This window comes from Myxococcus sp. CA051A (assembly GCF_013336705.1).
Lineage (GTDB): Bacteria > Myxococcota > Myxococcia > Myxococcales > Myxococcaceae > Myxococcus > Myxococcus llanfairpwllgwyngyllgogerychwyrndrobwllllantysiliogogogochensis.
The window spans coordinates 44,707-66,740 of record NZ_JABUMS010000017.1 but is presented as its reverse complement, the minus strand read 5'-3'; the positions used below and the strand labels follow the sequence as shown (position 1 = coordinate 66,740).

The 22,034-nt window shown below is 68.5% G+C and carries 20 protein-coding genes; 10 read left to right on the top strand and 10 right to left on the bottom strand.

Annotated features, from left to right (window positions below):
* The first annotated feature begins 191 nt into the window (after window positions 1-191).
* Complete coding sequence (locus HUA74_RS35930; RefSeq protein WP_174458138.1) at window positions 192-1,148, top strand: hypothetical protein; 957 nt, start codon at window positions 192-194, stop codon at window positions 1,146-1,148.
* 76 nt (window positions 1,149-1,224) lie between these two features.
* Here the strand turns inward: HUA74_RS35930 and HUA74_RS35925 are convergent, their stop codons facing one another.
* The gene (locus tag HUA74_RS35925; protein WP_254625411.1) at window positions 1,225-2,067 is read right to left on the bottom strand and encodes a hypothetical protein; all 843 of its coding nucleotides are present in this window, start codon (window positions 2,065-2,067) and stop codon (window positions 1,225-1,227) included.
* Window positions 2,068-2,428: 361 nt separating this feature from the next.
* On the opposite strand from HUA74_RS35925, the gene HUA74_RS35920 reads away from it, so the two are divergent.
* Window positions 2,429-2,758: a DHCW motif cupin fold protein gene (locus HUA74_RS35920; protein ID WP_174458262.1), complete on the top strand. Its 330-nt coding sequence runs from the start codon at window positions 2,429-2,431 to the stop codon at window positions 2,756-2,758.
* A 25-nt stretch (window positions 2,759-2,783) separates the two neighbouring features.
* Here HUA74_RS35920 and HUA74_RS35915 read toward each other — a convergent pair whose 3' ends face one another.
* The 4 genes from HUA74_RS35915 to HUA74_RS35900 form a co-directional block, all read right to left on the bottom strand.
* Window positions 2,784-3,197, bottom strand: a complete 414-nt coding sequence (locus tag HUA74_RS35915; RefSeq protein WP_174458181.1) for a hypothetical protein — start codon at window positions 3,195-3,197, stop codon at window positions 2,784-2,786.
* Between the two features lie 73 nt (window positions 3,198-3,270).
* A complete protein-coding gene (locus HUA74_RS35910) occupies window positions 3,271-4,083 on the bottom strand; it encodes a carbohydrate ABC transporter permease (protein WP_174458180.1) in 813 nt (270 codons plus the stop codon).
* A complete protein-coding gene (locus HUA74_RS35905) occupies window positions 4,080-4,979 on the bottom strand; it encodes a carbohydrate ABC transporter permease (RefSeq protein ID WP_141645859.1) in 900 nt (299 codons plus the stop codon). Before HUA74_RS35905 ends, HUA74_RS35910 begins: the two co-directional genes overlap by 4 nt.
* Window positions 4,980-5,028: 49 nt before the next feature.
* A complete protein-coding gene (locus tag HUA74_RS35900; protein WP_174458179.1) occupies window positions 5,029-6,315 on the bottom strand; it encodes an ABC transporter substrate-binding protein in 1,287 nt (428 codons plus the stop codon).
* Window positions 6,316-6,552: 237 nt separating this feature from the next.
* Here HUA74_RS35900 and HUA74_RS35895 point away from each other — a divergent pair, with 237 nt between their 5' ends.
* The 4 genes from HUA74_RS35895 (at window position 6,553) to HUA74_RS35880 (ending at window position 10,689) form a co-directional block, all read left to right on the top strand.
* Window positions 6,553-6,972: an STAS/SEC14 domain-containing protein gene (locus HUA74_RS35895; RefSeq protein WP_141642807.1), complete on the top strand. Its 420-nt coding sequence runs from the start codon at window positions 6,553-6,555 to the stop codon at window positions 6,970-6,972.
* A 155-nt stretch (window positions 6,973-7,127) separates the two neighbouring features.
* A complete protein-coding gene (locus HUA74_RS35890) occupies window positions 7,128-7,538 on the top strand; it encodes an STAS/SEC14 domain-containing protein (RefSeq protein ID WP_141642806.1) in 411 nt (136 codons plus the stop codon).
* Window positions 7,539-7,990: 452 nt separating this feature from the next.
* Window positions 7,991-9,292 carry a cytochrome P450 gene (locus tag HUA74_RS35885; protein ID WP_174458178.1) on the top strand — a complete coding sequence of 434 codons (1,302 nt, stop codon included), beginning with the start codon at window positions 7,991-7,993 and terminating at the stop codon, window positions 9,290-9,292.
* 329 nt (window positions 9,293-9,621) lie between these two features.
* Window positions 9,622-10,689, top strand: a complete 1,068-nt coding sequence (locus tag HUA74_RS35880; RefSeq protein ID WP_174458177.1) for a fatty acid desaturase family protein — start codon at window positions 9,622-9,624, stop codon at window positions 10,687-10,689.
* 103 nt (window positions 10,690-10,792) lie between these two features.
* Here HUA74_RS35880 and HUA74_RS35875 read toward each other — a convergent pair whose 3' ends face one another.
* Window positions 10,793-11,788 (bottom strand): DUF4846 domain-containing protein, encoded by a 996-nt coding sequence (locus tag HUA74_RS35875; protein ID WP_174458176.1) that lies wholly within the window; start codon window positions 11,786-11,788, stop codon window positions 10,793-10,795.
* Window positions 11,789-11,995: 207 nt separating this feature from the next.
* Between HUA74_RS35875 and HUA74_RS35870 the strand changes: the two genes are divergently transcribed.
* Window positions 11,996-12,595 (top strand): CDP-alcohol phosphatidyltransferase family protein, encoded by a 600-nt coding sequence (locus HUA74_RS35870; protein WP_174458175.1) that lies wholly within the window; start codon window positions 11,996-11,998, stop codon window positions 12,593-12,595.
* Between the two features lie 7 nt (window positions 12,596-12,602).
* Here HUA74_RS35870 and HUA74_RS35865 read toward each other — a convergent pair whose 3' ends face one another.
* The gene (locus tag HUA74_RS35865; protein WP_141642801.1) at window positions 12,603-12,824 is read right to left on the bottom strand and encodes a hypothetical protein; all 222 of its coding nucleotides are present in this window, start codon (window positions 12,822-12,824) and stop codon (window positions 12,603-12,605) included.
* Between the two features lie 66 nt (window positions 12,825-12,890).
* Window positions 12,891-13,541, bottom strand: coding sequence for a hypothetical protein (locus HUA74_RS35860; RefSeq protein WP_254625410.1), 651 nt, complete (start codon window positions 13,539-13,541; stop codon window positions 12,891-12,893).
* 262 nt (window positions 13,542-13,803) lie between these two features.
* Between HUA74_RS35860 and HUA74_RS35855 the strand changes: the two genes are divergently transcribed.
* Window positions 13,804-15,120 (top strand): thioredoxin domain-containing protein, encoded by a 1,317-nt coding sequence (locus HUA74_RS35855; protein WP_174458173.1) that lies wholly within the window; start codon window positions 13,804-13,806, stop codon window positions 15,118-15,120.
* 19 nt (window positions 15,121-15,139) lie between these two features.
* Here HUA74_RS35855 and HUA74_RS35850 read toward each other — a convergent pair whose 3' ends face one another.
* Together HUA74_RS35850 and HUA74_RS35845 are read right to left on the bottom strand one after the other, a co-directional pair.
* Window positions 15,140-16,351 (bottom strand): murein transglycosylase A, encoded by a 1,212-nt coding sequence (locus HUA74_RS35850; protein WP_174458172.1) that lies wholly within the window; start codon window positions 16,349-16,351, stop codon window positions 15,140-15,142.
* A gap of 140 nt (window positions 16,352-16,491) precedes the next feature.
* Window positions 16,492-17,850, bottom strand: coding sequence for an amidohydrolase family protein (locus tag HUA74_RS35845; protein ID WP_174458171.1), 1,359 nt, complete (start codon window positions 17,848-17,850; stop codon window positions 16,492-16,494).
* A 358-nt stretch (window positions 17,851-18,208) separates the two neighbouring features.
* On the opposite strand from HUA74_RS35845, the gene HUA74_RS35840 reads away from it, so the two are divergent.
* Together HUA74_RS35840 and HUA74_RS35835 are read left to right on the top strand one after the other, a co-directional pair.
* On the top strand, window positions 18,209-20,824 hold the full coding sequence (locus HUA74_RS35840) for a TonB-dependent receptor domain-containing protein (protein ID WP_174458170.1): 2,616 nt from the start codon (window positions 18,209-18,211) through the stop codon (window positions 20,822-20,824).
* Window position 20,825: 1 nt separating this feature from the next.
* A complete protein-coding gene (locus HUA74_RS35835) occupies window positions 20,826-22,013 on the top strand; it encodes a hypothetical protein (protein ID WP_174458169.1) in 1,188 nt (395 codons plus the stop codon).
* Window positions 22,014-22,034 lie beyond the last annotated feature (21 nt).

Below are 22,034 nucleotides of genomic sequence, written 5' to 3'. Positions count from 1 at the left end.
CGCGCGCTTCGCCCCTCCTGCTCGCGACGCCCACCGTCTTCCTGGTGGAACAGGCCGCGGCGAGCACGACATCACGGGCGCGCTGAGTGTTGTCCGAACATGGCATGGGTAACACAGTGGCGGGTCTGGGCGCCGTTTTGACGTGGACGCGGTAGCGTGGGCCCCTGCTCATTCTTCGATCGAGACACCCCATGCATCGTCTCCTCATCGCCGCCCTGCTCTCGCTGTCCCTCGCTGCATGCTCGGATGACCCCGACCCTTCTCCGCCGACGGATGCCGGCGCGGACGCGGGCGTTCCGGATGACACGGATGCGGGCTCGGATGCCGGGACGGATGCGGGCTCGGATGCGGGGCCTGGGCCTTGGACGGATGCGGGCAGTTCGCACGGCACGGGGAAGCTGCCGTGTGACAGGACGGGCACGGTGGTGGACGACACCAACCAGACGTATACGTTCTGTGTCGCGCAGGTGGCGGGCGTCGAGCTGAAGATTGTCGAGCCTCGCGCGGGCATCGTCCCCGTGCCGCTGAACCTGGCCATCTACCTGCATGGCGACGGGGCTCGGGCGCACACGGGAAACACGGCGCCGCGCCTGCAGGCGCCGTGGGCGTTCGACCACGACACGCTCTATGTGTCAGCGCTCGCGCCGAACAAGTGCGCGTGGTGGACGAAGCCCTCGTTGACGACGTGTACGGACACCGCGACAGCCGCGGACCGGGATGTCGCGGGAGACAATGCGCGGGCGCTGACGGAGGTCATCGACACCTTGCGCAAGCGCTGGGACCTCAACAACGAGCCCATCCTGTTCGGCGGGTCTTCGGGGGGCTCGGTGTTCCTCACTGCGAGCTTCCTGCCGAAGTACGGCAGTCGCTATCGCGGCATCTACGCGCTGGGGTGTGGCGGCGAGGCGCCGTGGAGTGGCGCGCTGGACTGGGACAGCACTCGGCCCGAGCTGCGCGGACCGACGAAGCTGTTCTATTTGTACAGCGACCAGGATGAGTATCTCCCGGACATCCGGGCCAGCATGACGGAGTACCGCAGGTTCGAGGTGCCGCTGGTGGAGAAAGTCATCGCGGGAGCGGGGCACTGCGTGTTCGACGATATCGGCGGAGTGAAGGACATCTGGGCGGCGGCGCTGGACGCGAAGTAGTCGCGGGCAGGACGCCCGGCATCGGCGGTGAGCTCCGGATGCCGGGCGTTGCGTGGGTTGGAGTCGTGGGCAGGGGTTACTTGACGCAGTTGCCCCAGCCGCGCTTGCCATTGACGACGGTCATCTCCCAGAAGCGGGTACCGGCGTTGTAGTCGATGCTCACGCCGTCCGTGTAGCTGCTGGTGTTGAAGTGGCCGCCGATGCCGGAGAGGAGGCAGGCGACGCTGTCGGGGTTGTAGGCGAGGTTCTCGGTGAAGCCGCCTGGATCTCCGGCGACCCAGAGCCAGCCACCGTGGTTCTCGGGCACGTCGACACACACGGCGCTGCCGCCGCCATCGCCCGCGAGGTTTCCGCCGAGGTACCAGTTGAGGCCGTCGCTCCAGACGCGGACATAGTCCGAGTTGGAGTTGAAGCCACCAGAGGCCTCGATGGAGGTGAGGAAGCAGCGACGCTGCGCGGTGGCGGCGCCGAGGAGCTTCGCGGCGGAGCCCTGGTACCAGGACACCACGGCCGTCCGGTTGGCGGCGGTGGCGAGGCACTGGATACCCGTGGAGAGCGCCTTGCTGTTGTTCTGGTTGACGTAGACGGTCCAGTTGCCGCCGCTGATGAACGTGCCGGTTCCGCTCCAGCTACCGGTGACGCGCGGCACGAGGTTGCCCTGGACGCCAGAGAGGAAGCAGGTGCGGTTGGTGGCGGTGCCGATGGCGGTGGAGGTGAAGCCGTTGGTGGAGGTGCCCCACCAGTACGTGCCGCCGAGGGCGACGCCCTGCTCGACCTGCGCCGGGGACTCGTCACCGGCGACGGGTGCGGTGTCCGTGGGCTGCTCCAGGGGCTCGCCGCCGCAGCCGACAGTGAGGGCGGTGAGTGGCAGTGCGAACAGCAGGTTGCGCACGGCCTGTCGTGAACACATCGAGTGCATGAGTGGGCCCATTCCTTGTGAGTGAGTCGCTGCGACGTGCTGGAGCGCGGTGATATGCGCAGGGCACGCCGACGGTGTCCCCGTGACGCGGGCCGCGGGGTGCGGACCTGTGTCATCGCGGAGCGGGGATACGCAGAGCAACTCAGGTGCCAAGGGATTGGGGGCACCGTGACGTAGGGATGATGCAGGTCTTGCACTGTTTCACGAGGAGGTCCGTGCAAGTGCTGCTCGGTGTTGCAGGGGTTGCACCGTGGGCCGGTGCTCAACGCCTTTCGGCAGCAGCCGTCCGTCCAACACCTTGTAGAGTGAAGGCCCAGCCGCCCCCCTGCCGCACGAGCCCTGTTTCTGAAAGGAGCCGTTCCTGAAGATCTCGAACATTCCCTTCTGCACGACGGACTGGAGCGCGCTCCAGCCAACGGAGCACCCGGGGGTCTCTGGGAAGGCGCTCTGGCGGACTCTCCAGGCGGGAGACATCCGGGTCCGGCTCGTTGAGTACACACCCGGATACGTGGCGGACCACTGGTGCAGCCGCGGCCACATCCTCCTCGTGCTCGAGGGAACGCTGCTCACGGAGCTGAAGGACGGACGGCGTTTCGAGCTCGGGCCGATGATGAGCTACCAGGTCGCGGACGACGACGGGGCCCACCGCTCATCGACAGAGACAGGGGCCAGACTCTTCATCGTGGACTGACGTCGCGAGTGTTCCCCTGGCGGCGTCACATGCGAGGCTTGCATGCTGACAAGCTCAAGCCCACCCGTGGGAGCAGGCGCCGTCGCATCAGTCCCCCCAGCGTCACGATGAAGGGAAGCAGTGTCTCGACGAGCAAGAGAACAAGGTACGCCCGCGCTTCGGGCGAAGAGAGTTCGGCCCGGAGCATCGGGCCGACGTCAGCGCTGAAGAAGTCGTTCTGGAGCCAGACGAAGACCCAGAGGACCGACAGTGCACAGGCCACGCGCCACAGTCCGTCTCGGCGCCACAGCACCAGCAGCGCACAGAGCGCGGACATCATGACAGTCGCAATGACCGGAACGGGCTCCCAGGGGGCCAGCTGCTTGTCCAGCACCTCTGCCCAGCACAGGCCAGGGAACAAGATGACGCCCAGGGCGACCCGGTATGTGTGTCTTTCCATGGATGTGGCTCTCCAGCCTCGGTCCTCACCGGACTGCAAGGAGTCCGCCAACCAGTCACGAGAGAGCCTCCACCTACTCCTTCACCGCGCCCGCCGTGAGTCCCGACACAATTCTTCGCTGGAACAGCACGGTGAGCACCACCAGGGGCAGCGTGGCCACCACGGACGCCGCGGCAATCTCGCCCCATGGCTCGCGGTACTCGCTGGCGAACAGGCTGATGGCCACGGGCACCGTTCTCTTCTCCGGTGTCGTCAGGAACGTCAGCGCGAACAGGAACTCGTTCCACGCGAAGATGAAGACCAGAATCGCCGTGGTCGCCAGCCCCGGCGCCGCCAGGGGCAACAACACGCGGCGGAACGCCTGGAACGGCGTGCAGCCATCCACCCGCGCCGCCCGATACAGCTCATCCGGGAGCTGCTGGAAGAACGACGTCAGCACCCACAGCGTCAACGGCATCGCGAACGTCGCATAGGGCAACGCCAGTCCCACCAGGCTGTCCCTCAGGCCCACGGCGCGCAGGATGAGATACAGCGGGCTCACCGTGGCAATCGGCGGAAACATGCTCACCGCCAGCGCCGCGCTCAACAGCAACCCCTTGCCTCGAAACTCCAGCTTCGCCAGGGCGAACGCCGCCGCCGAGCCAATCACCAGACAGAACACCGTCGTCAGCGCAGCCACCACCAGCGAGTTCAACACCACTCGCAAGAATGGCCTCCCCCACAGCACGCTCACGTAGCTCTCCAGTGTCAGGTGCGAAGGCCACGGCCTTGTCAGCTCGCCATCCGGCCACAGGCTCGTCAGCACCTGCCAGAAGAACGGCCCCAGGAAGAACGTGAGGAACGCCACCACCGCCAGCGCCGTCCCCAGGCCCGCGCGTTGTCTCATCGCGCCTCCTCCTGCCGCCCCAGCAATCGCAGCCACACCGCCGCCAGCACGACGACGCACAGGAACGTCGCCACCGACAGCGTGCTCCCGTACCCGAAGTCTCCCGAGCGCATCAGCGTCTTGTACGCATAGATGCTCAGCGTCTCCGTCGTGTTCGCCGGCCCTCCCTCCGTCAGCACGTAGATGGCGTCGAATACCCGGAACGCATCCAACGAGCGGAACAGCAACGCCAGCAGCAACGCCGGCTTCAACAGCGGCAAGGTGATGGAGCGGAACGTCCGCCACGACGACGCACCGTCCACCCGCGCCGCCTTGTAGAGGTCCTCCGGAATGCCTTGCAGCCCCGCCAGCACCAGCAGCGCCACGAAGGGCGTGGTCTTCCACACGTCCACGAGGATGGCCGCGTGCAGCGCATACCCGGGCGCGCCCAGCCAGTTGATGTCACTCCCCAGGAGCAGGCGGTTGATGAGCCCGTAGTCCGGATTGAACATCCACGCCCACAGCCTCGCGCTCACCACCGTGGGAATCGCCCACGGCACCAGCACCGCCGCGCGCAGCAACCCTCGCCCCGGAAACGCGCGTTGCAGCAACAGCGCCAGCGGCACCGCGAGCAACAGCTCCACCCCCACGGCCACCCCCGTGAAGTACGCCGTGTTCCCCAGCGCCGCCCAGAACCTCGCGTCCCCGAGCAGGTACGCGTAGTTCCCCAACCCCACGAAACGCCGCTCACCGAAGACGAGGATGAAGCGGTGCAGGCTCAGCCACACCGCAGCGAGAATCGGATACAGCGCCACCGCCGCGAGCACCAGCACCGCCGGCGCCACCAACCAGTACGCCTGCCTCCGCTCCCGCTCCAGCGAGCCCCTCGCACGCGCCCCTCGCCCCTCGGAGGTCATCGCGCCGCCTCCTCGAAGCCCCGTACCCGTCCGCCCGATGCCCCCGCGCTCATCGCCCCTCCCCCATCAAATGGTCCACCTGCTTCTGCGCGCGCTTCAGCGACGCCTCGGGCGAGCGCAGTCCCGCCACCGCCGCGGAGAACTCGCTCTGCAACACATCTGAAATCAGGTTGTAGTACGGCGTCACCGGCCTCGGCCGCGCGCGCTCCGCCATCTCCCGCAGGCCCGCGATGAACGGCGAGCTCTCCTTCAACCTCGCATCGTCATACACAGACGCCCGGGGCGGATTGCGCGCGTAATGCACCGCCAGCACCAGGTTCGCCTCCGGCGACGTCAGGTGTGAGATGAGCTTCGCCGCCAGCTTCCGCCGCTCCGGCGACACGTGCGCGTTCACCGCGAGCTGATACCCACCCAGCGTCCCGAATCCCGGCTCGCCACTCACCGTCGGCAACGGCGCCATCCCCACCTTGCCGCGAATGGGCGAGCCCTCCTTCTGCGCCTCGCTCCACGCATACGGCCAGTTGCGCATGAACACCGCGCGCCCCTCCTGGAAGATGCGCCGCGCCTCCTCCTCCCCAAACCCCATCACCGTCTCCGGTGACACCCCACTCACCAGCAACCCGCGCAGATACGCGAGCGCCTCGCGCGCCGCCTCCGTCTCCAACAACACGCGCCCGTACTCCCCCATCGCGTGCCCGCCGTGCCCCCACAGCGCTTCAAAGACATTACAACTCAACCCCTCATACTGCCGGCCCTGCCACACGAAGCCCTGGATGCCCGGCACCTTCGCCTTCGCGTCCAGCGCGAAGCGCTCCAGCTCCGCGTACGTGCGCGGCGCCCGGGGCACCAAATCCGTCCGGTAGTACAGAACGCCCACGTCCAGGTACCAGGGCACCGCGTACGTCCGCCCCTCCACCACCACCGCCTCCACCGGACCCGGCAGGAACTCCGCGCGCAGCCGCTCCGGCGGGAACTCCGCGGACAGGTCCGCTATCCACCCCGCGCGCGCGAACTCCGGCACCCACACCACGTCCGCCACCAGCACGTCGAAGTCCTTCGCCCCGCCCTCCAACGACGTGAGGAAGAACTGGTGCGCCAAATCCGAGGAGTTCGGCAGCGCCTCCGTGACGAGCGTCACCCCGGGGTTGTCCCGCTCGAAGCCCGCCAGCAACTCCCGGAAGGGCTCCGGTGGCCCCCACAGCGGCTGGTACTTCAGCACCAGCCGCGTGGCCCCCGCCCCCTCACGCCCTTCGTCCGAGCCCGAGCCGCCCCGCCGGCACCCCGCCGACAGCACCGCGACACCCAACACGAACACGACGAAGAACGAGCGGACCATGGGTGCCCGGCATGTCTCCAACCCTCCACGCCACCGTCAACCCACTCCGACGACCCACGGTTCTCACCCCAACACCCCCACGAGCACCTCGGAGGCCCCACGTCGGGTAATTCGTGCCCATTTGGAGAAAAACGCCCCTCTGGAACTCCAGGGACCAAACCCAGGGCGTCCGTTTGCCTTCACCCCGGGAACGGGCGTTATCCTTCCGACAGACTGGACCTCTGGGTGGGGGATGACATGGTGGAGAAGGCTCGGGAGTGGAAGTACGGCGCGCATCGGGTTCGCATCGAGCCGCCAGACATCGCGGTGGCGACCTTCGAGGGCCCCATCACGATGGACGACGTGAAGCGCACCTCCGAAATCTACAAGGAGGTCTTCACCGTCCTCGGCCCCTACTACATCCTCGCGGAAATCGGCCGCTCCCAGATTGAGGCCGCCGGCCGCCGCTACCTGTCCGAGAACAACCGCTCCGAGTGGTTCAAGGGCTGCGTCTACGTCGGCGCCGACATCGTCCAGCAGACCTTCGGCAAGGCCATCTCCCTCGCCATGCTCTTCACCGGCAAGTCCAGCTTCGAGACCACCTTCGTCAAGACGCTCGACGACGCCCGCGCCTGGGTCCAGCAGAACCGCGCTCGCTCCCAGCGAAAGGCCGGCTGAGTCTCACTTCACGGGCTGTGTGAAGTCTGACACCCCCGCTGTCTCCTTCCAGACCCAGGCCCCCTCCGAAAGTCCTGGTTTGGGAGGGAAGACTGGATTCTCGCTCCCTGTTGCCACGGGCGGTATGCTTGTGTCGTCAGCCCAAGGGAGCGCCCATGCAGCAACAGGAATGGAAGTTCGGTGCCCACCAGATTCGCCACGAGGCCCCGGACCTGGTGGTGGCCGTGTTCAGCGGCATGCTGAATCTGGAGGACATGAAGCGGGCCGTTGAAATCTACGGCCAGGTCGCCAAGAGCGGCGGCTATTACATGATTGCCGATATCGGCAACTCGCAGCTCCAGGCGGAAGCCCGCCGGTACCTGTCCGACAACAGCAAGGCGGAGTGGTTCAAGGGCTGCGTCTACGTCGGCGCGGACATGGTCCAGCAGACCTTTGGCAAGGTCATCTCGCTGGGCATGTTCCTGACGGGCAAGTCGGAGTTCAAGACGGAGTTCGTCAAGACGATGGCCGAGGCCCACGCCTGGGTGGAACAGCAGCGCCGCGCCAACCTCCGCAAGAGCGGCTGAGCGCACCCGGTCCGCCTTTTCCGTCGTCTGCTTCAACCTTCGCGGTGGCCCCTTTCCGGGGCCCCGCCGCCCCCCCGGGCCCAGCTCGCGCCTGTAACCGGGTTGAGCGCTGTTTCCTCTCCGAGGACGCGCTCCCCGTACCCCTGGTGCCTGCTGGATTTCTCACAATCCAAGCCGATGCGACGTCCGTGCGTCCGGCCAACCCTCCGGAATCAGGCGGATTCTATAAATACTAAACCTTCGTGGTGTCACAAGAGACCAGTTTCACTAAAAAAATCGCACCATACTGGCATAAACCCGGGAAATTGAGGTATAGGCGGTCATTCTGGAGCCCCCATCGCGCCCGGTATTCCAAGTCAGGGCTCCGGAAGCCGGCTGTGCCCCATGCCTCAACCATCCTTTGTCCGAGCGGTGAGCTGGGGGGGCCCGCGCTCGAACTGACGAGTGACGCCATGCCCGTAACGGTTCAGAAGCAGGAAGAGACCGGTGTTCCGGCCCACGCCCCCGCCTCGCGATGCCCTCACCTGGGGGCGCAGTACAACCCCTTCGCGGGGCCGCACGTCGACAACCCCCACCCCTTCTTCGAGAAGCTGCGCAAGGAAGAGCCGGTCAGCTTCAGCCCCATGCTGGGCATGTGGCTGGTGAGTCGGAACGACGACGTCCTCCAGGTACTCAAGGACACGTCGCGCTTCTCCAACCGGGACATGCTGGTGAGCGGCACCCACCTCACGGAGGAGGCGAAGGGCATCCTCGCGCAGGGCTTTCCCATCGCCCACGTGCTGCTGGGCATGGACCCGCCGGAGCACACCCGCCTGCGACGGCTGATGAACCGGGGCTTCACCGCGCAGCGCATCTCCGGCATGGCGCCCTTCATCGAGAAGATGGCGCGCCAGCTGGTGGGCCGCTTCGCGCAGGAAGGTCACGCGGACCTGGTGGAGCAGCTGGCCTATCCGCTGCCCGCCCACGTCATCCTCGGCGTCATGGGCGTGCCGCAGGAGGATGTCTGGAAGATAAAACGCTGGAGCGCGGACTGGCAGCAGCTCACCTTCGAGCACGTCCCGCCGGAGAAGCAGCCGGAGATGGCTCGCGGCGTGATTGAGTTCCAGCGCTACTGCATCCAGCTCATCGAGGAGCGGCGCAAGGCACCCCAGGAAGACCTCATCAGCTACCTGGTGGAAATCGAGGCCGACGGCGAGGCGCTCACGCTGCACGAGCTGGTGATGGCCATTGGCGCGTCCATGCTGTCCGCCGGCCACGAGTCCACCACGGCGATGATGTCCAACACCTGGAAGCTCGCCCTGGAGCACGGCCTCTGGAAGCGCCTGCGGGACAACCGCGAGCTCGTCCCGAAGTTCATCGAGGAGGGCTGCCGCTACGACTCCGTCCAGCACGCGATGATTCGCACCGCCCTGGAGGACGTGGAGGTCGGCGGCGTCCAACTGCCCAAGGGCTCACGGCTCCTCATGCTGTACGCCGCCGCCAGCCGGGACGAGTCGCTCTGCCCCCACTCGAACAAGCTCGACGTGGACCGCGAGAAGCCGCCCCAGCACCTCACCTACGGCCGTGGCACGCACTTCTGCCTGGGCGCGCCCCTGGCCCGGCTCCAGGCGCAAATCACCACCAACGTCCTCCTGGACGCACTGGAAGACCCGCGCATGGTCCCCAACCAGGACCACGGCACCTGGCAGAGCATCGTCCTGCGCCAGATGCGGCACCTGAAGGTGGAGTGGACACCGTCTCCGGCAATCCCGTAGCCACCGCCTCCGGGAAATCGGCGCTTCCCGCGCCTCCCCATCCATGTCATGAGCCGGGCCCTGCGGACCTTCATCGGTCTCCAGGGCCCGGCGCATGTCTGGGCTCTGACTTCAGTGGACCCGTGCCTCCCACAAGCGGTCCACTCGCACCCGGCTTCCGGCCAGAGTCGGAGTCACTGTCGACCCTCATGGGGTTTCGGCGGACTTCACTTGGCTGTTTGAAACGGGCGTGCGTACGTTACAGAGAGAAATTTCTTGCCATACTGGCCGTTCTTGCGAGAAAGAGTCCTGGAATACCCTGCTTGCTCGTAAAGACGAAGGAGCCCCCCATGTACGCCGAGGTCATAGACGAAGCGGATGTGCAGTTCGCGCGGCGCGTCGACCGGCAGGCGCTGGCGAAAATGACCCGGGAGATGTCCCGTGTGAGCAACGTGAGGGCGCTGTGGGCGCTCGGCACGCAATGGCTCGTCATTGTCGCGGCGTTTGCCGCGGTGGTGTGGGTGGACCGGTGGTGGGCCTGGCCCATCGCGGCCCTGGTCATCGCCACGCGTCAGCACGCGATGCTCGCGCTGATGCACGAGGCGGCGCACTACCACTTCCTGTCGAACCGGAAGGTGGGTGACGTGGTGGCCGACTTCCTGTGCGCCTTCCCGCTGAACATGACGACCGCGGGCTACCGGCACCAGCACATGGAGCACCACCGCCACGTCAACACGGCGAAGGACCCGTACTGGGCCTCCATGCAGCAGGACCCGTCCTGGCACTTCCCGCGCACGCCGATGCGCGCCGCTGCGGTGTTCATGGGCGACGCGCTGGGACTGTACGCGCCCAACCACCTCAAGGTGGTGTTGCCCTGGACGTACTGGGGCCGGCTCCTGGGCGGCGCGAAGCCCAAGGTCTCCGCCGCCGAGCACGTGCGCTACGTCATCTACGTCGCCGCGCTGCTCACCACGCTGGTGATGACGGGCGCGTGGCTGCACTGGCTGCTGTTGTGGGTGCTGCCGACGACGACGGTGATGATGGCTTTCTTCCGGATGCGCGCGCTCGGCGAGCACCCGCTGGACGCCGAAATCAAGGGCGACGAGACGCGCGAGACGCGCGACGTGAAGGGCACGCTGCTGGAGAACTTCTTCGTGGCGCCGCTCAACTGCAACTACCACCTCACGCACCACGCCTTCCCGTCCGTGCCCTTCTACAACCTGCCCGTCATGCACGAGGAACTGGACAAGGCGGGCATGCTCGAGGACGGGGTGAACCGCTTCGACACGTACCTGGGCAAGCACAACAGCCTGGTGAAGTACCTGACGCGCAAGCCCGCCACCGTCGCGGAGGCCCTGCCCGCCACCACGCCGACGCCGACTCCGGCTTCGGGCGTGAGGATGCCGCTGCACTCGTAGCCTCGTGACGACGCACGCATCGCCCTGGCGAGCGAGGCGTTGGCCGCTGTCAGTCACCGTCGGGGTGGGGGCCCCGCGGAGAACGACCGGTCGACGACACGCCTCACGGAAAGCGACGCAGCGACGTCCACGGGAAGGGCTTCCAGAAGGGCGTGCTCACCGCGTCGGCATCGAGCGGGAACCAGGGCCCCACGGAGTCATTTCCCGAGGAGAGGACATGGAAGTCCTGAGCGGGCATGAAGCCTTGCCCCAGGAGCGCCACGCGGCGGCCCCCCGCGTCGGCCGCCACGTCCAGCACCAGCACCGTGTGCCCCGGGCTGCCGCCCAGCACGAAGAAGTCCCCGCCACGCAGCTCGTCTCGCGCGGGACGCCCCTTGGCGCTCTCCAGTGACAGCGTGCCCGCGTAGGTGAAGACCAGGTCCAGGTAGGAACGGAACGCCGCGCGAGAGCTGTCCGCCGCCGCGCTCCTCGCCCACGTCACCTTGGAGCCCGCGATGCGCGCCCGGTCTCCCGCCGCGTACTTCGGCCACGAGGCCAGGTGTCCGCTGGTGAAGCGATAGGCGATGCGCTCCCGTTGCTGACTGGACCACTGCCACTCCGCATGCAGCCGGATGATGGAGTCCGCGCACTGCTGGAGATTGGCCGAGCCGATGTCCAGCTCCGCCACCGCTGCCAGTCGCGCATCGTCGCCGGGCAACACCTCTCCGCCCCGGAAGTGCAGCACGGGCGTGCCTTGCGCGCGCAGGGGCAGGCCGCGCAGCCACGCGCCGAACGAGCCCGCCTCCAGTGTCACGCGCGTGTAGCCCTCCGGCGCGGGGATGGCGAGCTCCAGTGGACGGACCTGGGCGTCCTTCGCCAGCCAGCCATAGCGCGCCAGCTCCTCGCGCGTGGGGGCGCGGGGCTCGGAGGAGGCGGTGGACTGCTCGGGGGCCCGTGAAGCCGCCGTCGCGAGCACCGTGCCCCGCAGGCGCGGCGCCAGCGGGCTGGCCCCCGAGGCTCCTGGCCACAACAGCGCCACCAGACAGGCCCGGGCGAGCCACGCCGCCCCGGTGCGAAGTGGAGAGGACGGGGAAAGGGGCGGACACTCGGATGCGGTCACGACGGGAGACTCCAGGCAGGTGGGGAGCGGCGCTCCGGATGGGAGGATTCTCGCCGCTCGAAGGTTCCCTCGCAGCCTCGCGTTTCGTGGAATGCGCACGCGCGTGAGGTCGCCTGCTCTCCGCCGGGGCGATGACCGACGACTCGACGACACCTCCTCCTCCCCGGCAGGTGCGTGATGACGCTCGTGCACTACCTTTGAACGAAGATGCGCCGCCAGGCGAGCCTCGTGCTGCTCAACATCCTGTCCCTGTCCCGCCTCCCCATGGCGGTGGCCTTCATCGTCGAGTCCGACGCGAAGGTGCGCGCGGCGCTCGTCGTGCTGGCGGCCTTCTCCGACTTCCTCGACGGCTGGATTGCGCGACACAAGGGCCTGGCCACGCGACTGGGCGCGCTCATCGACCCGGTGGCCGACCGCGCCTTCATGGTGACGGCCATCCTCGTCTGCTACCTCGACGGCCTCATCGCCCTGCCGGAGGTCCTGTTGTTGCTGGTGCGGGACATCGGCACCGCGGTGGGCTTCATCGTCACCCGACTGGTGCCGAAGCTGCGGCGGGTGGAGCTCAAGGCGCGGATGCTCGGCAAGGTGGTCACCTCGCTGCAACTGGTGACGCTCTTGTGCGTGCTGCTGTTTCCCCCCGCTGTGCGCCCGCTCGTCGCGCTCATCGCCGTGCTGTCGCTCGCCTCGGTGGTGGACTACACGCGCGCGGTGCTGCGCTCCCGGATGAGGGCTCGGGGGGCTTCACCTGTCCCGCGCTCCGACGAACACGGGCCGCGGGGAACGCCTCTCCCCACGGCCCGTAAATAGAAGCGCCTCAGCCCGGAGGTGGAGACGCGGAGTCTTGCGAATCCGAGAGCCCCAGGGCCCGGTCGCGCTCGGGGGATGCGGCGGCGCGCTCGCCTTCACTCATCTCCGACCAGACATCGTCCAGGTCGTCCAACAAGGCATCCTCCTCGGGCGAACCACCCTGTGGATTTCGCGCACGCACACTCTCGAACTTGCGCAGCAGTGCGCGGTATCGGTCAAAGGCCGTCATGACGGGAACCTCCCTGCGAGCGACGACGAACCTGAACGCGAGCGACTGACGGGTCGCTCCCGCGTCTCAATTGTCCGGGTCCTCCTTCCGGAGCACCGAGATTTCCACCGTCTCGTGTTCACCCACCATGTCCACCACCGCGCTGACGCGATCTCCCGGGTCCAGGTCTCGCAAGCCCACGCTCTTTCCGTTGCGCAGCACCCGCGTCCGCGGAGTCACCTCCAGCGTCAGCGGCTCTCCACTGTCCTGCGCGATGACGACGTCGGGCGGAGCCACCGAGCGTACCGCCCCCGTGAAGGTGGCCATCACCACCGCCGTCCCCGTCGGCGCCGGCACGTTGGAGCCAGCGGGCGGCACGTCGGTTTCCACCTGTCGTGGCGCGGTGCCAGCGCCCCCCGTGCCGCGCGCCTGGGTATCCGGCTCGGAACCCGCCCGCGCCTGTGTGCCCGAGCCGCCCGTGCCCTGCGCCTGGGCGCCGACCTGCGTGCGCAGCTTCGAGACTTCCTGGCGGAGCTGGCGGACCTCCGCGCGCAACCCCGACATGCTGTTCCACAGCTCGGACACCTCGGCGGGTGTCGGCGTCTGTCCTGACGGAGGCACCGGCTTCACTTCCGAGGGGGCGGCCGGCGGCCGTGCCTCCTCGGACGCTGACTGCGCCTCCGCCGTACAGCCCCCCGCGCACAGCATGAGCGACAGGCTCGCGACCACGACCGCCATCCAGGCAACCTTCCCTCGCATGAGGCACGGCCTCCCTTCCTCCACAAAGGTGGGGCCTGCCCGCTCATGGACAACCGCCGAAATGGCGGGCAAGCGCCCCGAGAGCAGGCCACCAGGGCAGCGCTGGATGGCCCTCTCCCCTGAAGCCAGGTCCTCCGGCCGACAGGTCGGCCTGACTCGCACCCAGGTCCTCGAAAAAGAGCGCTGAAACTTTCGGCGCGCTCGGCGCACTCCGTGGCGTCACTTTTCCAGGAGTCGTGTCGTGAGCAAGCCATCCGTATGGGTGAGCCTCGTGGTGGGGCTCGTGTTGGGATTCGTGGGAGGCCGCACGTCGGCGCCCGCCGCTGCCCCCAAGGGCACCACTCCCACGCCAGCCGCCGTGGCCCAACCCTCTGACCGCCAGCGCCCTCCCATCTCTCCCGTCGTCTACAAGGTGCCGGTGGATGGCTCGCTCATCCACGGCGAGGAGAGCGCGCTCGTCACGCTCGTGGAGTTCTCCGACTACGAGTGCCCCTTCTGTGCTCGCGGCCACGCCACGGTGAAGCAGTTGCAGCAGCGTTATGGCGACAAGCTGCGCGTGGTGATGAAGCACCACCCGCTGGACATGCACCCGCGCGCCCGGCCCGCGGCGGTCGCGGCGCTGGCCGCCGGAGAGCAGGGGAAGTTCTGGCAGTACCATGACGTCCTCTTCGCCAACCCGAGGGCCCAGTCCGACGCGGACCTGGAGCGCTACGCGAAGGAGCTGGGGCTGGACGTCGCCCGCTGGAAGCAGGACCTGGCGGAGCCGAAGCTCGCCGAGCGCATCCGCCGGGATGAGGCGATGGCGATTCAGCTTGGCGCCACCGGGACGCCGGGCTTCTTCGTCAACGGCCGCTTCATCAACGGCGCCCAGCCGCTGACGGTCTTCACCGGCGTGGTGGACGAGGAACTGAACAAGGCGGAGGCACTGGTGAAGGGTGGCGTGCCCAAGGCGGACGTCTACGCGCGCATCATCGAGCGCGGCGTGGAGCGCCCGCCCGCGCCACCCGCTCCGGCGGAGCTGCCCCGGCAGCAGGTGGAGGTGGGTGAGGCGCCCTCGCGCGGCCCCGCCAACGCGCCCGTCACGCTGGTGGCGTGGTCCGACTTCGAGTGCCCCTTCTGCTCTCGCGCGGTGCCCACGCTGAAGGCGCTGGAGAAGGAGTACGAGGGCAAGCTGCGCGTGGCCTTCAAGCACCAGCCGCTGCCCAACCATCCCAACGCGAAGCTCGCCGCGGCTGCGTCCATGGCGGCGCACGAGCAGGGGAAGTTCTGGGAGTTCCACGACCTCCTCTTCGCCAACCAGCGGCAGCTCGACCGGGCGGCGATGGAGGGCTACGCGAAGCAGGTCGGGCTGGATGTGACGCGCTTCAAGAACGCGCTCGACGCCAGGAAGTTCGACGCGCGCATCGACCTGGACTCGGCCGAGGGCACGAGGGTGGGCGCCGGGGGGACGCCCACGTTCTTCGTCAACGGCCGCCCCATCGTCGGCGCGATGCCCATCGACCACTTCCGTCGCATCATCGACGAGGAGCTGAAGAAGGCCGGCGTGGCCCAGCGCTGAGCCACCTCCGGGCCTCGCGTCACCGGGCTTCCACCACCGGGACGCGGGGCCTGGGCACCAGGAAGAGCAGCCGCCCCTTCTGCTTCATCATGCCCGCGGCCAGCTCCGCCTCGGGGCCTCGGCCCCAGAAGACATCCACGCGACCCGCGCCCCGGATGGCTCCGCCCGTGTCCTGGTTGAACACGAAGCGCGACAGCGGCCTCCACTGCACCGAACCATCCGCCATCTTCACCGGGTGGTCCGTGAGGATGAAGGCCAGGCCGCCCTTGGGGAACAGCCGCGCGTCCGTGGCGATGGAGCGGCCCGGTGTCACCTCCCTGCCCAAGGAGCCCACCGCCGCGCCGGGCAGGAAGCGGAAGAAGACATAGGACTCGTTGTAGTCCAGCACGCGGTCGCGCTCGGTGGGGTTCGCCGCCAGCCACGCTCGCAGCGCCTGCATGGACATCTGCTCTCGGGGAATCACTCCCTCCTGGATGAGCAGGGCGCCGATGCTCCGGTACGGACGGCCATTCGACGCGGCGTAGCCCACGCGACGCTCGCCGCCGTCATTCAGCCGCAGGGTGCCGCTGCCCTGCACCTCCATGAAGAAGAGCGACACCGGGTCCTTCACCCAGGCCAGCTCCAGCTTGCGCGGGCTCAGCCTGCCGCCGCGAATCTCGGCGCGGTTCCAGTAGGGCACCAGTCGCTTGCCCTCCAGTCGCCCGAAGACGCGCTCTGACGCGAAGCGCTCCGCGAAGGGCTCCAGCGGCACCTCGATGAGGTCATCGGGCGCGGACAGCACGGGGACGCGGTACTCGTCGGTTCGCGACAGGCTCGCTTCGAGCACGGGCTCGTAATAGCCCGTGAAGAGCACGGTGCCGTCCTCGCCTCCAGAGGACTCGAGCAGGTCGAAGTCCTCCATCACCGCCTTCGACACCTCCAGCGAGGACATGCCGTCGGTGAGGCGCGCGCGCAGCCGCTCCAGGGCGGATACCAATTCTCCGGCCGTGACTTCGCGCGGGCCGTAGACAAAGCGCTGGTCCACCGGCCGCGTGCGCAGCCAGATGAGGCTCTGGTCCAGCGCGATGCGCAGGGACGCCGACTCGCCGTCGTCCACGAGCTTCACTGTGTCGGAGAACTCCACCAGTGCTTCCTGGGGACGGGTGACCGCTGGACGCGGCACGCGCGCACAGGAGGCGCAGACGAGGAGGAGCACCGTGAGCGAGACGCGTCGAGCGGACCGGGAGAGCATGGCCCCTGGTAACTACTCCAGCCGGAGCCCTCGCGACACTTCCGAGGAGCGTGCCAGAGGGCCGCGGCCTCGCGAAACGCATGAGCGCGGCGCCATCGACGCGCCACCCCGCCTGGCTCCGAGGAGCGCTCCGCCAGCTCTCAGCGCGCGGGCGTCGCCACCGGGGACAGCGCTCCCTGGGCGTCCACCACCACCTTGCCGTCCTTCATCACGAAGCGCACCTGACGCAGCGCCTTGAGGCCCTTCAACGGGTCGCCGTTCACGGCAATCAGGTCCGCGAGCCTTCCCGCTTCGAGCGTGCCCACCCGGTCCTGCATGCGCAGCAGCTCCGCCGCGTTCGCTGTCGCCGCGCGCAGGACCTCCACCGGCGGAAGGCCCGCCTCACCATGGGCGGTGAGCGAGCGCATCGTGGACGCGCCACGCGTCTGCCCTGGCACCGCGAGGTACATGTCCGAGCCCGCCGCCAACCGCACGCCCGCCGCCACGGCTCGACGCGTGCGCTCATACCCCTTGGCCACGAGCTTCTGGCAGCGCTCCTTCATGGCGCGCCGCGCCTCCGCGTCACCCGCGTCCGAAGGAAACTCTTCACAAATCTCCAGCGGTCCCTCGGTGGGCACGAGGAAGATGCGCTTGCGCACCATCGGAGCCAGCACGTCATCCGGCAACGCATACCCATGCTCGATGGAGTCCACCCCCGCCTCCACCGCCGCGCGGATGCTGTCGTCCTTGGTCGTGTGCGCCGCGACCGGGCGCTTCACCCGATGCGCTTCCTCGACGATGACCTTCAGCTCCTCCACCGAGAGGATGTTGTGGCCATTGTCGACGATGACCTTGATGCAGTCCGCGCCGTCATACACCGCCTGCCGCACGGCACGGCGCGCCTCGTCCACGCCTGTCACGGTGACGTATTCCTGGTCGATGAGTCCCTGCACGGGCTGCTGGAGCTGCCCGAACTGTCCACCCTGCGGCGCGAGCGCGCGGGTACACGCGGAGATGCGCGGCCCCTCCACCCAGCCTCGCTGGATGGCATTGCGCAGCGCCACATCCCCATTCACACCGGAGTTGCCCACGTCCCGCACCGTGGTGATGCCCGCCTCCAGCAACTCGCGCCCCAGCTTCGCACCCATCAAGGCACGCTCGGCCGTGCTCATCCGTGCCACCTGCAGCTCCATGCTCGACCCATCCCCTCCCAACTCGAGGTTCGTGAGCAGGTGCGAATGTGTATCGATGAGTCCCGGCAGGAGGGTGACGTCCCCTAACTCGAGCACCCGCGTGCCCTCGGGAATGGCCAGGCCGGAGCCCACCGCCTGGATGCGATTGCCCTCGATGAGCACCACGGCCTTCGTCACGAGCTTCGCGCTCCTGCCGTCGAACAGCCTCGCCGCGCGCACCGCGACCCGCTCGGGCCCGGTCGCCTGCGCCCTCGCCGGAGCAGCCAGCCCCCAGGACAGCAGGACACTCACGACCAGACACAACGAACGCCAGGAACCCAGGGTCATCGCGCCGCTCCTGAACGACAGGGAAGCCCCACGCTCGCCCTGCCGGAGTGCGAAGGCAAGCACCGGCCCTTCGCGAGCCTGGGGCCCGCGCTCCAACAGAGTCCTCGCAAGGGGAACATCGCCGCGGCCGCCGCCTTCATCCTGGGTGCCGTGGCCGTGGATGGGTATTGCGCCAGTCGCCTCGGGCAAACCGTCCACCTGAGATGAACTCATTGCCAGATGAACGTCATTGCCACACGGCCCGCGACAACCTGACTTCCGTTGTGGTCACGTATAGGAGGTTTTCAGCGCCCACACCCCCGCCCCCACCACGATGACGCGACTCGGACCGTCTCTTCTCGCCCTGGCCCTGGTCGCAGTGCCCTTTCGTGCCCAGACGACTCCGCTGCCCGGCACCGAGTCCTCGCCGCTCTCCGCGCTCATTCCCCCCACCCTGGCCGAGGACGCTCCCGCGCGGTTGCCTCAAGGCCTCCACCTGGACGCGCCCGTCACCGTCGAGCTGGAGCTGACCGTCGACGAGGCCGGTGACGTCGTCGAGGCCCGCATCGTGGGCGAGCCTCCCTCCGCGCTCGCCCAGGCCGCGCTGCACGCCGCGCCCCGCCTGCGCTTCCACCCGGCCACCTCACAAGGGCAACCCGTCGCGGTGCGACTGCCCTTCACCTATCGCTTCGAGCCGCCCCCCGTGGCCGCCCTCCGCGCGGTGCTCACCGGCCGGGTGCGAGCCAAGGGCACACGCAAGCCCATCGCCGGAGCCACCGTGCGCGCCGACGCGGCGACGACGGAGACAGACGCCCAGGGATTCTTCCGACTGGAGCTGCCCCCCGGCGCGCATGCGCTGAAAATCACCGCGCCCGGACATCGGCTGCTGATGCTCACCGAGACGCTCGACGCGAGCCAGCAGTTGGAGGTGCTGTACTCGCTGGAGCCGCTCGCGGTGAACCCCTACGAGACGGTGGTGCGCGCGGACCGGCCGCGCACCGAGGTCTCCCGCGTCACGCTGCACGAGCAGGAGCTGCGCGAGGTCCCCGGCACCATGGGCGACCCGTTCCGCGTGGTGATGCTCATGCCGGGTGTGACGGCGCTGGCCTCGGGGCTCTCCTATCCCGTGGTGCGCGGAGTGCAGCCCGCCGCCAGTGCCTTCTACGTGGACGGCGTGCGCGTGCCCTTCCTTTATCACCTGCTCGTCGGCAACGCGGTGGTGTACCCGGACCTCGTCGAGTCGCTCGACTTCCAGGTCGGTGTGCCCTCCGCGCGCTACGGCAGCCTGCTGGGCGGCGCGGTGGACGCGCACGTGAGCCGGCCGCGCGAAGAGGGCCTGCACGGCAGCGCCTACCTGGACCTCATCCACGCAGGCGCGTTCCTCGAGGTCCCCATCCCGGAGACGAGCACCACCGTCACCGCCGCCGCGCGCATCAGCTACACGGGCCTCCTCATCACCCGCATCGCCAACAGCCTCACCGGGCCGTCGTCGACCACGATAGGCGGCAACGTGTACTCGGAGCCCGGCGAGCCCAAGCTGTACGCGGACTATTGGGACTACCAGACGCGCGTGGAGCAGCGCGTGGGCCAGGGCAACCTCCGAGTCCTCGCACTCGGCACATCGGACGCGGTGGGACTCACGGCGCGCATCCCCACGCAGAGCTCGGGCGGCGTGGGCCTGCTGTTCCACCGGCTCGACTTGCGCGGTCGCCACCCCTTCGCGAGAGGCGAGGCGGAGGTGGGCCTGACGCTCGGGTATGACCGGCTGAGCCTCGCCTACAACAAGGGCGGCAGCGCGCCCGGCCGCTACGAGCTGACCCAGGGCAGCGTCGCCCTGCGCACGGGCTACACACGCGAGCTGTCCTCCGAGCTGAACCTGGAGGTCTTCGGACACCTGGAGCGACGCGACGCGAGCATGGTGGCCACCGGCCTGTTCCGCCCCGTGGGCCCGGTCGACGGGAAGGACGCGTACTCGCGCCCTGGCATCCTGGGCACCTTCGCGGGCGTGGGCACGCAGCTCACCTGGCGGCCTTCCCCGCGGTGGACGCTGGTGCCGGGCCTGCGGCTGGACAGCTACCACGGCTTCGGGGACACGACGCGGCTGGCGGTGGAGCCTCGGCTCGCGGTGCGGCATGCCTTCACGGACACGCTCACGCTGAAGGCAGGCGCGGGCCTGTACCACCAGCCCGCGACGGTGCTGCTCCCCGTGCCCGCCGGAGAGATGCTCGCGCTGGAGCGGGGACTCCAGCGCGCGGCGCAGTTCTCGCTCGGCTCGGAGTGGCGACCATCTTCGGAGTGGGAAATCTCCGCGGAGGCGTACTTCAACCCGCTCCTGCGCACGCTGGAGTTCAACTTCGAAGACGTGGTGAGCAACCTGCGGCGTCGGGGACTCGAAGCCGAGGACGTGGAGAGCCGGGGCCACAGCTACGGCGTGGAGCTGATGGTGCGAAGGCCACTGGGGCGACGCTGGTTCGGCTGGCTCACGTATGGATTCAACCAGAGCCGGCGCTTCACGCGCTACGCGAAGGTGGGCCCGGATGGCGAGGAGCTCGGCATGGCGGAGGGCTACCTGCCCTATGCCTTCGAGCAGGCGCACTCCGTCAACGCCGCGCTCAGCTACCGCTTCGACTTCGTCACCGTGGGCGCGGTGGCGCACTTCAACACCGGCCGCCCCGAGACGGGCCAGTTCGGCTACCGCACCATGCGCGAGGGCCTGGGCGAGGACGGCGAGCCCGAGTGGAAACCCGTGAGCCGCGACGCGGTGGACCGACTGCCGTCTTTCTTCCGCGTCGACTTCCGCGCCTCACGCAGCCTCGTCTTCGACAACTTCATGCTCGATGTGTACCTGGATGTCTTCAACGTCAGCGCGCGCAGCGAGGTGCTGACCCGCGACTATGGCTACGAGGAAGATGCAGGCGAGCCCGTGGGCCTGAAGCGCAAGAGCCTCGGCATCCCGGTGATTCTGCCCACGCTCGGCGTCAAGGGGACCTTCTGACATGCGCCACCTGCTCATGGGGCTCGCCTGCGTCATCACCTCGGCGGGCTGCGCGCTGGAGCCCGAGTCTCCCGTCTTCCTCTCCGGCACCGTGCTGGAGTCCGACGGCTCACCCTGGCGCGGCGCTCCGCTCACGCTGATGCGTCCGCGCCGGCTGGATGGACCCCAGCCGATCCCAGGACAAGCTCCGAGTGGACGCCTCACACTCGCGTACGAGCCCTGGGCCCTGGTGACTCCGGACGCGCAAGGACTGTTCCTCCACGAGCTGACCGCGCGCGACACCGGCGCGGACCAACTGGATCGCCCATCCCCCTGGGCGAGACTCAGCGCCTTCCAGCTCCACCTGCCGTCCCTGGACGGCGCGAGGGACTTCCTGGCCTTCAACTTCATGAGGGACGTGGACCTGCCGCCGCTTCGCCGCTGGGACAGCCAGTTGCGTGCGAGCGAGGACTCGGGCGGCGTTCGCCTGACGTGGGTGGACGTGCCGCCGCTCGCGGACATCCCCGAGCACGGCTACTTCGTGCAGGCGCGTGGCGAGTCCGGCGTGGTGTGGAGCCAGGAGAAGCGCTCCGGCGAGGCGTGGCTGGGGCCGGAGATGCTGGAGGACTTCGCGCCACCGCTCGCCTTCGTGCAGGCCCGAGCCGAGGGCTGGCGCGACTGGTTCCTGAGCGTCTTGGAATACGTGGATGTGCATGAGGCGCCCCCGGTGCCGCTGCCCTTCACGGGACGCATCCCCTTCAGCCGGGGACAGCCCTGCGAGACGGATGACGGCGTCGTGGACCCGTGTCCCTTCACCGACGGCAAGCTCGAGTCGGTCAAGGTGCCAACGCCGATGTACGGCGCGCTGGAGCAGGTGCTCATCATCCGGCTGCGGGAGCCCGTCCATCCCCGCCGCGTGCTGGTGCGAGGCCACAACAGCACGTTCATGGAAGAGGTCCTTCACGTCGAGGGCTCGCTGGAGGGCGGCGCATGGCAGCCGCTGGGCCAGGACACCCTCATTCTGGCGCTCGACACCCCGCCCCACACGGACGACAGGAACACGCAGGTGGCCTTCGAGCGCGACGTCGACGCGCCCCTCCGGGAAGACACGCCGCTCGTGGACCGGGTGCGCATCTTCACCGCGAAACCGTCCAGCAACCCACCGATGCGCGGCTACTTCCACCAACTGCGCGAGGTGTCTGTCTTTTGAGGAGACACCCCGCGCGCGCCG

Bases quoted from the DNA above. Each gene is read 5' to 3' on its own strand.
- HUA74_RS35880 (WP_174458177.1), top strand. From the start codon at position 9,622: ATGTACGCCGAGGTCATAGACGAAGCGGATGTGCAGTTCGCGCGGCGC.
- HUA74_RS35850 (WP_174458172.1), bottom strand. From the start codon at position 16,351: ATGCTCTCCCGGTCCGCTCGACGCGTCTCGCTCACGGTGCTCCTCCTC.
- HUA74_RS35895 (WP_141642807.1), top strand. From the start codon at position 6,553: ATGGTGGAGAAGGCTCGGGAGTGGAAGTACGGCGCGCATCGGGTTCGC.
- HUA74_RS35870 (WP_174458175.1), top strand. From the start codon at position 11,996: ATGCGCCGCCAGGCGAGCCTCGTGCTGCTCAACATCCTGTCCCTGTCC.
- HUA74_RS35910 (WP_174458180.1), bottom strand. From the start codon at position 4,083: ATGAGACAACGCGCGGGCCTGGGGACGGCGCTGGCGGTGGTGGCGTTC.
- HUA74_RS35930 (WP_174458138.1), top strand. From the start codon at position 192: ATGCATCGTCTCCTCATCGCCGCCCTGCTCTCGCTGTCCCTCGCTGCA.
- HUA74_RS35925 (WP_254625411.1), bottom strand. From the start codon at position 2,067: ATGCACTCGATGTGTTCACGACAGGCCGTGCGCAACCTGCTGTTCGCA.
- HUA74_RS35860 (WP_254625410.1), bottom strand. From the start codon at position 13,541: ATGGCGGTCGTGGTCGCGAGCCTGTCGCTCATGCTGTGCGCGGGGGGC.
- HUA74_RS35890 (WP_141642806.1), top strand. From the start codon at position 7,128: ATGCAGCAACAGGAATGGAAGTTCGGTGCCCACCAGATTCGCCACGAG.
- HUA74_RS35905 (WP_141645859.1), bottom strand. From the start codon at position 4,979: ATGACCTCCGAGGGGCGAGGGGCGCGTGCGAGGGGCTCGCTGGAGCGG.
- HUA74_RS35900 (WP_174458179.1), bottom strand. From the start codon at position 6,315: ATGGTCCGCTCGTTCTTCGTCGTGTTCGTGTTGGGTGTCGCGGTGCTG.
- HUA74_RS35835 (WP_174458169.1), top strand. From the start codon at position 20,826: ATGCGCCACCTGCTCATGGGGCTCGCCTGCGTCATCACCTCGGCGGGC.
- HUA74_RS35865 (WP_141642801.1), bottom strand. From the start codon at position 12,824: ATGACGGCCTTTGACCGATACCGCGCACTGCTGCGCAAGTTCGAGAGT.
- HUA74_RS35845 (WP_174458171.1), bottom strand. From the start codon at position 17,850: ATGACCCTGGGTTCCTGGCGTTCGTTGTGTCTGGTCGTGAGTGTCCTG.
- HUA74_RS35885 (WP_174458178.1), top strand. From the start codon at position 7,991: ATGCCCGTAACGGTTCAGAAGCAGGAAGAGACCGGTGTTCCGGCCCAC.
- HUA74_RS35915 (WP_174458181.1), bottom strand. From the start codon at position 3,197: ATGGAAAGACACACATACCGGGTCGCCCTGGGCGTCATCTTGTTCCCT.